The organism is Nonomuraea glycinis (assembly GCF_014646515.1).
Taxonomy (GTDB): domain Bacteria; phylum Actinomycetota; class Actinomycetes; order Streptosporangiales; family Streptosporangiaceae; genus Nonomuraea; species Nonomuraea glycinis.
In genome coordinates this window covers 180,635-194,318 of the sequence record NZ_BMNK01000016.1, presented here as the reverse complement: position 1 = coordinate 194,318, position 13,684 = coordinate 180,635, and the positions used below count along the sequence as shown (strand labels likewise).

At 70.0% G+C, this 13,684-nt stretch carries 11 protein-coding genes and 1 pseudogene; 6 read left to right on the top strand and 6 right to left on the bottom strand.

All coding sequences use genetic code 11. The annotated features are described in order from the left end of the window. Positions 1-47: 47 nt before the first annotated feature. Entirely contained in the window at positions 48-992 is a 945-nt protein-coding gene (locus IEY87_RS35060; RefSeq protein WP_189143112.1) for an ATP-binding cassette domain-containing protein, read from the top strand. After that, on the top strand, positions 989-1,807 hold the full coding sequence (locus IEY87_RS35055) for an ABC transporter permease (RefSeq protein ID WP_189143111.1): 819 nt from the start codon (positions 989-991) through the stop codon (positions 1,805-1,807). The genes IEY87_RS35060 and IEY87_RS35055 overlap by 4 nt, the downstream gene beginning before the upstream one ends. A 395-nt stretch (positions 1,808-2,202) precedes the next feature. Here the strand turns inward: IEY87_RS35055 and IEY87_RS46290 are convergent, their stop codons facing one another. The 3 genes and pseudogenes from IEY87_RS46290 to IEY87_RS35045 all read right to left on the bottom strand — a co-directional run bounded on the left by IEY87_RS46290 (position 2,203) and on the right by IEY87_RS35045 (position 4,312). Continuing rightward, complete coding sequence (locus tag IEY87_RS46290) at positions 2,203-2,379, bottom strand: MBL fold metallo-hydrolase (RefSeq protein ID WP_225277940.1); 177 nt, start codon at positions 2,377-2,379, stop codon at positions 2,203-2,205. Positions 2,380-2,587: 208 nt separating this feature from the next. Further along, positions 2,588-2,680 (bottom strand): annotated as a pseudogene (locus IEY87_RS47335) (MBL fold metallo-hydrolase); the annotation flags it as partial. A 591-nt stretch (positions 2,681-3,271) separates the two neighbouring features. Then, positions 3,272-4,312 carry an alpha/beta fold hydrolase gene (locus tag IEY87_RS35045; protein ID WP_225277939.1) on the bottom strand — a complete coding sequence of 347 codons (1,041 nt, stop codon included), beginning with the start codon at positions 4,310-4,312 and terminating at the stop codon, positions 3,272-3,274. A gap of 209 nt (positions 4,313-4,521) precedes the next feature. Here IEY87_RS35045 and IEY87_RS35040 point away from each other — a divergent pair, with 209 nt between their 5' ends. The 4 genes from IEY87_RS35040 (at position 4,522) to rox (ending at position 10,713) form a co-directional block, all read left to right on the top strand. Continuing rightward, complete coding sequence (locus tag IEY87_RS35040) at positions 4,522-7,269, top strand: ATP-binding protein (protein ID WP_189143110.1); 2,748 nt, start codon at positions 4,522-4,524, stop codon at positions 7,267-7,269. An 84-nt stretch (positions 7,270-7,353) separates the two neighbouring features. Further along, a complete protein-coding gene (locus IEY87_RS35035; protein ID WP_189143109.1) occupies positions 7,354-8,112 on the top strand; it encodes an alpha/beta fold hydrolase in 759 nt (252 codons plus the stop codon). 9 nt (positions 8,113-8,121) lie between these two features. Beyond that, positions 8,122-8,931: an alpha/beta hydrolase gene (locus IEY87_RS35030; RefSeq protein WP_189143108.1), complete on the top strand. Its 810-nt coding sequence runs from the start codon at positions 8,122-8,124 to the stop codon at positions 8,929-8,931. Between the two features lie 261 nt (positions 8,932-9,192). Continuing rightward, positions 9,193-10,713, top strand: a complete 1,521-nt coding sequence (rox, locus tag IEY87_RS35025) for a rifampin monooxygenase (RefSeq protein ID WP_225277938.1) — start codon at positions 9,193-9,195, stop codon at positions 10,711-10,713. On the opposite strand, the gene IEY87_RS35020 is transcribed toward rox, so the two are convergent. Genes IEY87_RS35020 through IEY87_RS35010 form a run of 3 tightly spaced genes read right to left on the bottom strand, consistent with a single transcriptional unit; the run spans position 10,691 to position 13,681 of the window. After that, entirely contained in the window at positions 10,691-11,104 is a 414-nt protein-coding gene (locus tag IEY87_RS35020; protein WP_225277937.1) for an aconitase X swivel domain-containing protein, read from the bottom strand. The genes rox and IEY87_RS35020 overlap by 23 nt on opposite strands. Then, a complete protein-coding gene (locus IEY87_RS35015; RefSeq protein WP_189143107.1) occupies positions 11,101-12,381 on the bottom strand; it encodes an aconitase X in 1,281 nt (426 codons plus the stop codon). Before IEY87_RS35015 ends, IEY87_RS35020 begins: the two co-directional genes overlap by 4 nt. A 10-nt stretch (positions 12,382-12,391) precedes the next feature. Continuing rightward, complete coding sequence (locus IEY87_RS35010) at positions 12,392-13,681, bottom strand: FAD-dependent oxidoreductase (RefSeq protein WP_189143106.1); 1,290 nt, start codon at positions 13,679-13,681, stop codon at positions 12,392-12,394. Between the last annotated feature and the right edge of the window lie 3 nt (positions 13,682-13,684).

Sequence of the window (13,684 nt, the reverse complement as noted above, 5' to 3'; positions counted from 1 at the left end):
ATCTAGCCTGACCTGCAACCGCGTACAACGTACCCAGTGGAGGGGTCATGGCTGATCCGATCGTGGTCGCCGAAGGGCTGCACAAGTCCTTCGGCGACACCCATGCCTTACGAGGGCTGGACCTGAGCGTTCCGAGAGGGACGGTCTGCGGCGTGCTGGGGCCCAACGGCGCGGGGAAGACGACCGCGGTGCGCATCCTGGCGACCTTGTCCGACCCCGATGCCGGGCACGCCCGCATCGCCGGATACGACGTCGTCCGCGAGGCCGGCCAGGTGCGCGCCAGGATCGGGCTCGCGGGCCAGCACGCCGCCGTGGACGAGAAGCTCACCGGCCGTGGCAACCTGCGCATGTTCGGGCGCCTGTCCCATCTGTCCCGGCGCGAGGCGCACCGGCGGGCCGACGAGCTGCTCGAACGCTTCGGCCTGATGGACGCCGCCGAGCGGCAGGTCACCGGCTACTCCGGCGGCATGCGGCGCCGCCTCGACCTGATCACCAGCCTCATCCTGCGCCCCGAGGTGCTCTTCCTGGACGAGCCGACCACCGGTCTGGACCCGCGCAGCCGCAGCGAGATCTGGGACCACGTCCGCGAGCTGGTGGCGGACGGCACCACCGTGCTGCTCACCACGCAGTACCTGGACGAGGCCGACCAGCTCGCCGACGACATCGCCGTCGTCGACCACGGACAGGTGATCGCCACCGGCACGCCCGACGAGCTGAAGGCCACCATCGGCGACCGCCTCGACGTCGTCCTCGAAGACCCCGCCACCCTGCGCCCGGCGGCGACCGTACTGAAAGCCCTGGCCGGGACCGATCCCACGACGACCGGCGCCGACCGGCTCAGCGTCGCCCTGCCGGCCGGCGGCCTCCGGCTCGCCGGCATCGTGCGCGAGCTCGACCGCGCCGGGGTCGCCGCGGCCGACGTGCGGCTGCGCCGCCCCACCCTCGACGAGGTGTTCCTGCGCCTCACCGACCGGAAGGAGCTCGTCCGATGACCGGCCTCGCCCCGCCGCTGGACCGCCTGCGATGGACGGTCACCGACGGGCTGACCCTGGTCGGCCGCGAGCTGGGACGGCTGCGGCACGATCCCGGCGAACTCGTCGCGGCGCTGATCTTCCCGGCCGTCATGGTGGTGCTGTTCGGGTACGTCTTCGGCAGCGCGATCCAGGTGCCGGACGGCGGCGACTACCGCGAGTACCTCATGCCCGGCCTGTTCGCGATGGTGTCCTTCTCCGCGCTGCTGGGGGTCATGACACGGACGGCCGCCGACGCCTCCCGCGGGGTGATGGACCGGTTCCGCTCCATGCCGATGGCGCGCTCGGCGGTGCCGTTCGGGCAGACCGGCGCCGACCTGCTGACCGGCCTGCTGATGCTGGCCATCATGGTGGGCGCGGGCCTGCTGGTCGGCTGGCAGCCGCACCGCGGCCTGATCCCCGCGGCCCAGGCGTTCCTGCTGATGGTCGTGCTGCGGTACGCGCTGAGCTGGGTGGGCGTCTACGTGGGCCTGGTGGTGAAGAACGACCAGGTCGCCGACGCGATGGTGCCGCTGGGCCTGCCGTTCACGATGCTGTCGAACGCGTTCGTCCCGACCGGCGGCATGCCGGGCTGGCTGCGCTTCCTGGCCGACTGGAACCCGGTGAGCGCGCTCACCGCCGCCTCCCGGGAGCTGTTCGGCAACCCGGGCGCCCCGTCCGGGGACGTGGCCTGGCCACTCGCGCACGCGGTGGCCGCCGTCCTGCTCTGGTCGGCCGCACTGCTGGTGATCTTCGTCCCGCTGTCGCTCCGCGCCTACCAGCGCAGAGGACGCTGAACGCTTTAGGCATCTGCGGACCGTGCGTCCTCCTCCGAGAGGCGTCAGAATGACGTGAACATCGTCGTGGGACCACGACTGCTGGCTCTTCGCCGGTGATCGGGCGTGATCGGGCGTGTTGGTCAGGGACGGATGCCGAAGGGGCCGAGCAGGCCGGTGTCGATGCGCATGGACTCCAGCAGGCCGAAAGCGTTGTCCTTGGTGAACACGTCGGCGGCGGCGAGCGTGTCGAGGTAGCCGGCGATGACCGGGGCGGCGGCCTGTTGGGCGACCGCGTCCAGGTAACCGGCGAAGATCGCCCACGTGTTGCCCGATGGACCGTCCGTGCCGAAGAACGGCGCCGGGTCGAGGCTGGAGACCGTGTCACGGACGCTGGCCCGCAGGTCGGCCAGGTATCACTGTTGCAGGTGTCCGTCGGCGCGGGTGCCGAGGCGGCCGAGGTGGCCGCCGACGAGGGTGCGCCACGGATATCTCATGGCGGTGTCGTGGGCCCGCAGCCAGCCGGGGATGTCCTGGGAGACGGCGAGGTTCTTGAACGGCACCCAACCGGGATAGAGCACGTCGACCACCATCAGGGTCTGCTGCTTGGGGCATGGATGAAGATGTTGTCGGGTGAGTGGTTGGGGCCGTGGTAGGCCAGTTCGAGACCCTCGCCGCCGACCCGTAGGACGTGGTGGTCGTCGAAGGTGAGCGTGGGCGCCGGCCGGTTGGGGTCCGCGCCCGGCGCAGGAATCTCGCGGTCTCGGTGTGTCCGATGCGGATGACGTCCTTGCCGAGAATCGAGGCGGCTCCGATGTGGTCGGCGTGCGAGTGGGAGTAGATGAGGTGGGTCACCTTCCGGGGGCGGCCGTTGGCCCGGGTGACGTCCTCGATGGCGCGCAGTAGGTTGTGGCCGATGGTGGGTGGCGCGTCGACGAGAGGTGTGGTCGGCGGGCGGACGTAGGACAGGCGGAGCGGGGTGGTGGAGGTGATCAGCCGGTGTCCTGGACCGTCACGATCCGGCCGAGTCCGCGGGTGAGCGCTTGGGCGGCCAGGGCCGGGACCGCGGCAGGTGCGGATCGCGCCTGCCGCGGTCCGGTCCGCTGGGTGTCGTGTGGGATCAGCGGGTGGTGCGGGCTGCCGCTGTGATGAAAGCGGTGGTGGCGTCAGGGCGAGAGATCACGATCACGTGTGAGGCTTCCTTGGCTTCGCTGGTGTGCGCGCCGGCGCGCTTGGCCATGAACCGCTGGGCCGCGGGTAGCCGGCCCTTTGGAGCCGGGCGACGACCTTGTTCCAGCTCGAGGCGTCGGCGAACGCGCCGTGGACCAGCACCACGGTGGGTTTGGCCGTAGGCCGGCTCGCCGCGGTGGAGGCGGCGGCCGGCGAGAAGAGAGCCGTGACCAGGATGGCCAGCGTCAGGGTAACAGGATCCGGATTCCCGGCCGGGGGAGCGGCGAGGTCTGTGGGGACATGGCGGAGCTCCTTTCAGTTCTTCTGGAGGAAGCGCAGGAGTGTGCGGGTGAGCTGTTCGGGCTGCTCCTCGAAGATCCAGTGACCGGAGTTCTCGATGATGATCCCGGTCACGTCTCTGGCGTACCGGCGGACTTGGGTGGGGACGAAGCCACCGAGGCTGCCGCGGGCGCCGATGGCGAGCACAGGCATGGTGAGCTTCTTCGTGCGGTATGCGCTGTTGTCGGCGACGTCCTTGGGAAGGGCGCGGAACCATTCGAAACTCGCGCGCAGGTGGGCGTCATCGCGCAGGTGTCGGGCGTACTCGCGGACCTGTTCGTCGCTGACGCCGTTCTTCTTGACTTCGAGGGAGTCGACGAAGCGTTCCACCCATTGCTCTTCCCTGCCGTTCACCATGCGCTCGGGCAGGCCGTTGGTGAGGCTGAAGTAGCCGAAGTTCCAGAAGCCTGGTCCCTTCGCTGTGAGGGAGGGGAAGGTGTAGAGGGCCTTGTCGGGGATGGGTGCCTCGCTGAGGACCAGCTTGGTGACGTCGCCGGGGTGGGCGGCGGCGTAGGCGTAGGCGACCATTGTGCCGATGTCGTGCCCCACGAGCCTGATGTGCAGCTTGAGGCCGAGTGTGGTCAGCAACCCGTGCAGGTCAGCGGCGAGGGTCTTCTTGTCGTAGCCACTGGCGGGTGCGTCGCTTTTTCCTGCTCCGCGTAGATCCGGCGCGATGACCGTGTAGTGCTTGGCGAGTTCGGGCAGGACTTCGCGCCAGGTGTACCAGGTTTGCGGGTATCCGTGCAGCAGGACCAGCGTCGGCCCGTGTCCACCGCGCACATGATTGATCGCGACGTCGCCGACCCGGACTCTCTTCTCGCGGAAACCTGCCGGAACGCGCGGCTCGAAGCCGGTCTTCGACCGCGCCTTGGAGGCGATGGCTGTGATGTGCGCCGGTGCGGCCTGAGCGGAGGCGGCAGGGGTGAGGTAGGTGAGCATGCCGATCATCGCGATCGGGATGACGACGCCGGGGCGTCGCAGGCGGTTGGCCGGGAGCCCCGGCATCGCTGCGTTCATGGCGCAAACCGTAGAAACCGGCTTGCTCGCCGGGCGAGCGTCACCTGACTGCGTCACCGAGCGCAACGTGACTGCAGGCCGGGTTCCGCACGCTCAACGCTCTGCGCTGAGTCCAAGAATGTGCCATCGACCCCGGCACACCGGCCCGCTCCTGCCCTGAGGGCAAGCTCGCTGGACGGGACTCTGCGTACAAGCGATCATTGCTTTATATGCCAGTAAACCAGCCAGTAAGAGCACTTTTCGGGCGGGAGTCTGAACAGCGGCGTCTCGGCGAGTTCGTGGACGGCGTCCGCATGAGCGGCGGGGCGATGCTGGTGCGCGGCGAGGCGGGGATCGGGAAGTCGGCCCTGTTGCTGGATGCGGCGGGGATCGCGGCCGCGCGTGGCATGCGGGTCTTGCGGACGACCGGTGTGGAATCAGAGACGCACATGCCCTTCGCCGGTCTGCATCAAATGCTGCTTCCGCTTCGTACCGAGATCGGGGAACTGCCCGCCCCGCAGCGCGACGCGCTGGGAGCGGCGTTCGGCTTGACCGACGCCCGGGTGCCCGACCCGTTCCTCATCGCCCTGGCTGCGCTGAACCTTCTCGGGGAAGCCGCGGCCCGCTCGCCCGTCCTGCTCCTGGTCGAGGACGCTCAGTGGCTGGATCGCGCCAGCGCCGACGTGCTCGCGTTCGTCGCGCGGCGGCTGGACTCCGAACCGATCGTGCTGCTGGCCGCGATACGCGACGGTTTCCCGAGTCCCCTGGATGGGGCGGGGCTGCAGGAGTTGCTTCTCGATCGGCTCGATGGCGCCGCCGCGACCGCTTTGCTGGACGCCTACAGCCCCGCCCTGGCGCCGACGGTGCGCGCACAGTTGCTGCGGGAGGCCGCGGGAAACCCGCTGGCCCTGGTCGAACTGCCGATCGCCGCAGAAAGGCATGACGGGCGAGGGCCCCTGCCGCCGGGGTGGCTCCCACTGACCACCCGGCTGGAACAGACCTTCACCGCCCGCATGTCGGGGTTGCCGCCGACCCTTCGGACCATGCTGCTGGTGGCCGCGCTCAACGACAGCACCGCCCTTTCCGAGACTCTCGACGCCACCGCGGTGATCACCGGTGCCCCGGTCACGGCAGACGATCTGGCTCCCGCTGTCACCGTACGGCTGGTGGACGTGCACGAAGCCGGAGTGTCGTTCCGGCACCCGCTCATGCGCTCGGCGATCTACCAGGGGGCGAGCATCTCCCAGCGGCATGCGGTGCACGCCGCCTTGGCCGACGTCCTCGCCGGCCGGCCGGACCGTCGCCTCTGGCACCGCGCGGCGTCCACCCCCAGGCCGGATGAGACCATCGCCGCCGAGTTGGAGGCCACGGCCCGAAGCGTGCGACGTCGGGGCGACCTGTTGTCGGCCGTCGCGGCGCTGGAGCACGCGGTCAGGCTCAGCGAGAATCCCGCTCACCGGAGTGAACGGCTGGTACGGGCCGCCGAGCACGCGGCCGAGATGGGACGGCGCGATATCGTCGTGCGACTGCTGGGCGAATGCGAGCGGCTGCAGTTGTCGGGCCGGCAGCAGGCCCGCATCGTGTGGATCCGCGAGAGCTTCGAGGACGGCATCCGTGACGACAGCGCGGCAGCGCACTCACTGGCCGATCTCGCCGAGACGATGGCGGCGCAAGGGGACGTCGATCTCGCGCTGAAGCTCCTGTCCAGTGCGTCCTTGCGATGTTTCTGGGCTCATGCCGACGAGCGGTCGCGGCAACGCGTCGTCACCGTGGCCGAGGGCCTGCCCGTCGACGATCTGGACGGGCGGTTGCTGACGGGCCTGGCGTTCGCGGCTCCGATCGAGCGTGGCAAGGTCGTGATCGAGCGATTACGCCATCTGGCCGCCCACCCGACCGGCGGCCGGCCGGCGGCCCGCCTGCTCGGCAGCTCGGCGCTGATGGTGGGGGCGTTCGACCTGTCGGAGGAATTCTGCGCCGCGTCGCTGCCGGACCTGCGCGCGCAGGGCCGGCTCAGCCTCCTGGCACGAGACCTCGGGGCACAGGCGTGGAGCGCGGCCCGGCTGGCCGACCTGGGCGTGGCCATCCCCGCGGCCGAGGAGGCCGCCCGTCTGGCGCACGAGACATCCCAGCCGCTGATGTACGCCATCGCTCAGGCCTCGGGCGCGATGCTCGCGGCGCTACGCGGCGAACAGGGTCGTGTGGAGAGCCTCGCGGTGGCGGCCGAGCAGGTGGCCCTGCCCATCGGAGCCCGTCCCGTGCTGGCCACGGTACAGCTCGCGCGCGGGTTCGCCGCGCTGGGCGAGGGACGTTACGCCGACGCCTTCGACCATCTGCGGCGCATGCACGACCCCGCCGATCCGGCCTTCCACCTGGCCCTGCGCTGCTTTTCCTTGGCCGAACTCGCGGATGCCGCGGTGCACAGCGGTCAAGGTCGCGCGGTGGCCGGCATCATCGAGGAACTGGAGGCGGTGGCGCTCACCACGCCGTCGCCGTCCTTGCACGCCGACCTGCGCTACGCCCGGGCAGTCCTGGCCGATGAGGCGGCGGCAGGGCCCTTCTTCGACGCCGCGCTCGGGGCCGACCTGCGGCGATGGCCTTTCGTCCGGGCTCGGGTGCAGCTGGCCTACGGTGAATGGCTGCGGCGTCAGCGGCGTACGGCCGAGTCGCGGGCGCCCTTGCGTATGGCTCGCGAGACGTTCGACGCCTTGGGGGTGATCCCCTGGAGCGAGCGAGCGCGCCAGGAGTTGCGGGCCTCCGGCGAGAGCAGCCGCAGGCGCAGCAGTGAAGCGCGCGACGTGCTGACGGCACAGGAACTGCAGATCGCCCAGATGGCGGCCGATGGCCTGACGAACCGGGAGATCGGCGAGAAGCTCTATCTGTCTCATCGAACCGTCAGCTCCCACCTTTACAGGATCTTCCCCAAGCTGGGGATCACCTCGCGATCGGCGTTGAGCACAGCCCTGCGCGTATCAGTCTGACCTCATCGCTTCGCTCGGGTGACGCTCGGTGACGCAGTCATGTGACGCTCGCGGGGGACGCGGAAGGCTTCCTACGGTGAGGCCATGACCACAGCGAGCTCTTTTCAGAACGGCAGCACGCCGACCGTCGTGCTGGTCCACGGTGCCTTCACGGACGCGTCGAGCTGGGCGGGCGTGATCGCCGAGCTCCAGGATTCCGGGATCCCCGTGATCGCGGTGGCCAACCCGCTGCGCGGACCGGCCACTGACGCCGCCTACCTCGCCGGCGTCGTCGCCGCGATCGACGGCCCGGTCCTGCTGGTGGGTCACTCTTACGGCGGTGTGGTCATCACCCGGGCCGCGGCCCAGCCGGGCAACGTGGTCGGGCTGGTCTACGTGACCGCTTTCGCCTTGGAGGCAGGGGAGAGCGTGCTGGACATCACGGGCCGATTCCCCGACAGCCTGCTGGGCCCGGCGCTGCGGCCGGCCGTCTTGCGCACAGGCAAGGGAGAGGAGGCCGTGGAGCTGTACCTCAAGGACGACCAGTTTCCGGCTGTGTTCGGCGCCGACTTGCCTGAGCGCCTCACCTCGGTGGCGGCCGTCGCGCAGCGCCCCATCGCGGCTGTGGCGTTCGAGGAGAGCTCTCCCACCGCGAGCTGGAAGAGCCTGCCGTCCTGGTACGTCGTGGCGACCGCCGACCAGGCGATCCATCCCGCCGCACAACATTTCATGGCCCGGCGCGCCGGGGCCGACACCGTCGAGGTCGACGCCTCACACGCGATCACGTTGTCGCAACCGGCAGCCGTGGCCGGCCACATCCGCACCGCCGCGACCGCGACCCAGGCGGTCAAGCACACCCATTAGGAGCAACCGATGAGCGCACCGACCATTCCCGTCATCTTCATCCACGGCCTGTGGCTGCACGCCACCTCCTGGTCCTCCTGGACCGAGCTGTTCACGACCGCCGGCTACGACGCGACGGCCCCCGGCTGGCCGGGCGACAGCGAAAGCGTGGAACTGTCCCGAAAAGACCCCGAAAGCATCGCCGACCACGGCATCGACGACGTCGTCGCCCACTACACGGAGATCATCAACGCTCTGGACGTCAAGCCGATCCTGATCGGCCACTCCTTCGGTGGCATGATCGCCGAAAAGCTGCTCGGGCAGAACCTGGCCAGAGCCGCCATCGCGATCGACGCCGCACAGATCAAGGGGGTGCTGCCGCTGCCGCTGTCGGCGCTGCGCTCGACCCTGCCGGTGTTCAAGAACCCGGCCAACAAGCACCGGGCCGTCTCGCTCACCCTCGACCAGTTCACCTACGCGTTCGGCAACGCCATCCCGGCTCAGGAAGCCGCCGAACTGTACGAACGCTGGACCATCCCCGCGCCGGGCAAGCCGCTGTTCGAGGCCGCCGCCGCCAACTTCTCCCCCCACTCGCCCGCCAAGGTCGACACGGGCAACAACACTCGGGGACCGCTGCTCCTGATCGCCGGCGGCAAGGACCACACGGTCCCGGAGACCGTCACCAAGGCGACCCTCAAGCAGTACCGGGACTCCACCGCGATCACCGACTTCCAGGACTTCCCCGACCGCGGCCACTCCCTGACCATCGACCACGGCTGGCGTGAGGTCGCCGACGCCTGCCTGACCTGGCTCACCAGGAACGACCTTCAGACGCGCTGAAAGCGATCCGCAGCGTTGATCACTGTCACCGGTCAACGCTACCCGCGCGGGCCCGTTCGGAGTCGTGATCACGTGGCCGGAAAAGGGTTGGACGGGAGGATGCCCGGGCTTGTAGCTTGCGGGTGACCGTGACACCGCCCGAGGAGGTGAGACCCATGAACGCTGTATCGATGTGGGTGCTCCCCCTTCCCGTCACGGCCGGGCGATTGACGTAGGTGTCGCCGGGAGCGCCTCGCCAAGCACTCCCGAAAGGCACCACCTATGAACACTCAGCAGGTCACCTTCGATGTGATCATCGCCGGCTGCGGGCCGACCGGCGCGATGCTGGCCGCCGAACTGCGGCTGCACAATGTACGGGTACTCGTTCTGGAGAAGGAGACCGAGCCTTCGTCGTTCGTCCGCATCGTCGCTCTGCACATGCGCAGTCTCGAACTGATGGCGATGCGCGGACTGCTGGATCGCATGCTCCGGCACGGAAGACAGCGTCCGGCCGGCGGCCTGTTCGCCGCCATTCCCCGACCCGTGCCCAAGAGCCTGGACTCCGCGTACGCCTATCTGCTGGGCATCCCGCAGCCGGTCATCGAACGTCTGCTGGAAGAGCATGCCATCGACCTGGGCGCCCAGGTCCGGCGCGGTTGCGCGGTCGCCGGTCTCGAGCAGAACGACGAGGGGGTGACCGTCGAGCTGGCAGACGGGGAACGGCTGCGCTCGCGCTACCTCGTCGGCTGTGACGGCGGGCGCAGCACGGTGCGCAAACTGCTCGGTGTCGGCTTCCCCGGCGAGCCCGCACGGACCGAGACGCTGATGGGCGAGATGGAAGTGGGCGTGCCGCAGGAGGAGATCGCCGCCAAGGTGACCGAGATCCGCGAGACCCAGCACCGATTCTGGCTCCGGCCCTTCGGCGAAGGGGCCTACAGCGTCTTGGTCCCCGCCGAAGGAGTCAGCGACCGCGCGGAACCGCCCACCCTCGAAGATTTCAGGCGACAGCTGCGCGCCATCGCCGGCACCGATTTCGGCGTGCACTCCCCGCGCTGGTTGTCCCGCTTCGGGGACGCCACCCGGCTGGCCGAACGGTACCGGGCCGGGCGGGTGCTGCTGGCCGGCGACGCGGCCCACATCCATCCGCCCATCGGCGGGCAGGGCCTCAACCTGGGCGTCCAGGACGCGGTCAACCTCGGCTGGAAACTGGCCGCCCAGGTCCGCGGCTGGGCGCCGGAAACCCTGCTGGACACCTACCACGCCGAACGTCATCCGGTCGCCGCGGACGTGCTGGACAACACCCGCGCCCAGACGGAGCTGCTGTCCGCCGAACCGGGCCCCCAGGCCGTGCGCAGGCTGCTCACCGAGCTGATGGACTTCGACGAGGTGAACCGCCGTCTGATCGAGAAGATCACCGCGATCGGCATCCGCTACGACTTCGGCGACGGCCCCGACCTGCTCGGCCGCCGCCTGCGCGACATCGACGTGCGACAGGGCCGCCTCTACGGTCTGCTGCGTCGCGGCCGCGGCCTGCTGCTGGACCGCACCGGACGCCTGACCGCCGGCGGCTGGTCGGACCGGGTCGACCACCTCGCCGATCCCACCGCGGAACTGGACGTTCCGTGCGTCCTGTTACGCCCCGACGGGCACGTCGCCTGGATCGGCGACGACCAGCAGGACCTGGACGACCACCTCTCCCGCTGGTTCGGCCAGTCCGCCACCGGAACGCGTCCGGGCGATCCGCTGGAGAGCGACCTCGACGGCGGGGAGGTCGTACCTGTCAGCGATCGGTGGTCACCGTGACGATGCCCCGGTAGGCGTCGACGGTGACGCGGTCGCCGGTGTGGATGGTCGCCACGGGGTCCTGGTCAAGCTGGGAGACGGCCGGAACCCGGGTGACCACCGCGCCCAGCGCCGACTTGGTGGACAGCGTGCTGAACACCATCGCGAGCGGGGCGGTGCCGAGCAGGCGGGTGCTCTGGAAGAAGGCGGACCATCCCGAGGAGCCCTTGGCGCCCGGGAAGACCAGCACCTTGCCGGTGAAGCAGACCCCGTAGAGCTCGTGGCGGCGCTCGATGATGGTGCCGGTGGCGGGGTCGATGCCGCCCCAGCCTGAGATGGTCTCGTGCGAGACCAGGGCCTCGCCCTCGGCATGGCCGGGCACGATGCCGCGCCCTCGGAGCTCGATGATCACTTCAGTTCCCCTCGCCAGGTTCCGGTGACGGCCGCCTCGACACAGTCCTCCAGGGTTCCGTACCACGCCTCGATGCCCAGGATCGCCGGCAGGTAGTGCGCCTGCTTGGCCGAGTCGGTGGCGAACACCCGGGTGCCCTCGGGCGCGGACTTGGACATGGCCGGGCACGAGTCGGTCAGCAGCCGGCCGCCCGCCTTGTGGATGATCTCGGTGTATCCGTTGCGGTCCGCGACGGTGCGCAGCGCCCGCGGGGTCATCATCCACAGCTCGGTGCCCGGGTTGAGCTTCTTGCCGTCGAGCGCGCGAGCCGCCCTGGCGATCTGGTCGAGCGAGGCGTGCGGGCAGCCGAGCAGGATGAAGTCGACGTCGGCGGACTCGCCCTGGTCGTTGAGCCTCTGGTAGACCGCGCGGCGCTCGCGCTCGCCGTACACGATCTTCTCCGGGATCGCCCGCCCGCCGAACGCGGCCTCCAGCGTCGCCGCCTCGGGGGTGATTCCGGGAATGTGATAGATCTCCACGCCGCCCGACGAGGCCGTGGCCGCGCCGAAATGCTTGAGGTCGGCCAGGTCGGGCCGGCGGAGGTCGCCGGTGACGACCGGCCGGTTCTCCTGTACGACGTCACCGACGAAGTAGCCGAACATGCCCCAGTCGAGGAATCCGTCGACGGGTACGGCGGACTCGATCAGGTGAGTGCCGTGGCGGTTCTCCGGCAGGTGGTTCCCCCAGCAGGGAATCTTCCCCGTCAGGCTCGCCGCCCCCGTCGAGGCCGTGCCTTCGCAGTTGGTGCGGGCACCGAGCACGGAGTTGCAGTAGACCACCGCCGACGACTCCATCCAGGCGCAGTGCTCACCGCGCACCGGAAGGTTGCCCACCTGGTACGGCGTGCAGGTGGCCAGGATGTTGACCCCGTGCGCCCCGTAGAACGACTCAGCGTCCGCCTGGAGCTCGATCATGCCCGGCGGGTACGGCGCCACCCCCAGCGCGTCCTCGCCGAACCCCTGCTGCAGCTGGCAGGTGGGCACGCGCATGGGCGGGATCTCGACGTCGTCGTCGCTGTCGAGGTTGAGCACCGAGAACGCTTTGTTCCAGCCGCCCTCGCGGACCAGCTTGGCCTTCACCGGCGACGGCTGCGTCATGGTCCCGGCGACGTTGCGGATGTCGCAGAGCCGTTCGGCGCCGAGCGCCTCGCCGTAGCGGACCAGCAGGTCCATCGCGGCGGCGACCGCCGGCCCTTCGGCGCCGTCCAGCATCGCCTTCTCGTCGTCCGCCAGTCTCACGGGTGCCCTCCTAGTCGTCGAGGTTGTCGTGCAGCCGGCCGCGCAGCTCGGCCTGGTCGATCTCCTGGACGCTGCCGTCACGGGCGAGGTCGAGCACGTGCGCCGCGGCGTGTCCCGTCGCCGCGCAGGGGCCCATCACCCGGACGCTCGACAGGGCGGCGGCGTCGCCGTCCACACAGCGGCCCACGGCGACGAGGTTGTGCGCGCCCAGGGGGATCAGGCTGCGCAGCGGGACGTAATGGACGTGATCGGCGTCGAACACCTCCCACACGTATCCTTCGACCCGGTCGTGCAACTCGATGGGCCAGGCCGTACGCGCGACCGCGTCCTCGAAGCGGAAGCCGGTGCGGACCTCGTCCGCCGAGAGCTGGTGGAGGGCGGCGATCCAGCGGGTCTGCCGGCGGCCGGGGAAGCCGTACATGCGCACCTTCGCCGCGCCGAACGCCTTCGGGAACTCCTTGCGCAGGAACTCCACGACGCGGTCGGCCTGGGCCCGCCCCTCGAGCTGCGCGCTGGAGGCCCGGACCGCCTCCAGCGGCGCCTCGACGTGCGTCATGTTCATCACCGCCGTGTTCCGGCCGGGGAAGAAGAACGCCAGGCCGTCCCGCCGGACCAGGCCGTACTCGGTCGCCTTCTCCTCGACCCGGGCGACCAGCTCGGCGGGGTCGGGCTTGAACTCCTCACGCAGGTTCTCCAGCCGGATCTGCTGCGACCCCCAGACGGTACGCTCGGGCACCCGGCAGGCCAGGCCGGCCTCCCAGGTGAGCGAGGCGTCGCCGCTGGCGTCGACGAAGCCGTTCGCCCGTACACGGACCTGGCCGTGCCGGGTGGCGAAGGTGGTGGCCTCGATCCGGCCGTCACTCGCCTCGACGTTGAGCACCGACGCGCCGAGGACGACCTGGATGCCCAGCGCGTGCACCAGATTCTCCACCCACCGGCCGAGCACCACCTCGTCGTACGCCACGGTGATCGTGTGGCCTTTGTTGAAGTGGATGTCGTTGGTCCTGCCCAGGTCCGCGAACATCGGGTCGAAGATCCCGTGCGTGAGCCGGCGGTACTCCGGTCCGTTGCCGTACACGCCGCAGAACAGCCCGATGAGCGAGTTCACGCACTGGCCGCCGAGAACCGGCAGGGCGTCGGCGAGGACGACGGATCGGCCGAGCCGCCGCGCCTCCACGGCGGCGGACAGGCCGGAGATGCCGGCCCCGACGACGCAGATGTCGGCGGTCAGCTCCTCGGCCGGATCACCGACCGGCTTGGTGACGGTGTTGATCTTAAGCTCGGTGAGCTCGTGCGGCATTCC

Coding starts and splice junctions, on each gene's coding strand:
- IEY87_RS35060 (WP_189143112.1), top strand. CDS start 48: ATGGCTGATCCGATCGTGGTCGCCGAAGGGCTGCACAAGTCCTTCGGC.
- IEY87_RS35055 (WP_189143111.1), top strand. CDS start 989: ATGACCGGCCTCGCCCCGCCGCTGGACCGCCTGCGATGGACGGTCACC.
- IEY87_RS46290 (WP_225277940.1), bottom strand. CDS start 2,379: ATGGTGGTCGACGTGCTCTATCCCGGTTGGGTGCCGTTCAAGAACCTC.
- IEY87_RS35045 (WP_225277939.1), bottom strand. CDS start 4,312: ATGAACGCAGCGATGCCGGGGCTCCCGGCCAACCGCCTGCGACGCCCC.
- IEY87_RS35040 (WP_189143110.1), top strand. CDS start 4,522: ATGCCAGTAAACCAGCCAGTAAGAGCACTTTTCGGGCGGGAGTCTGAA.
- IEY87_RS35035 (WP_189143109.1), top strand. CDS start 7,354: ATGACCACAGCGAGCTCTTTTCAGAACGGCAGCACGCCGACCGTCGTG.
- IEY87_RS35030 (WP_189143108.1), top strand. CDS start 8,122: ATGAGCGCACCGACCATTCCCGTCATCTTCATCCACGGCCTGTGGCTG.
- rox (WP_225277938.1), top strand. CDS start 9,193: ATGAACACTCAGCAGGTCACCTTCGATGTGATCATCGCCGGCTGCGGG.
- IEY87_RS35010 (WP_189143106.1), bottom strand. CDS start 13,681: ATGCCGCACGAGCTCACCGAGCTTAAGATCAACACCGTCACCAAGCCG.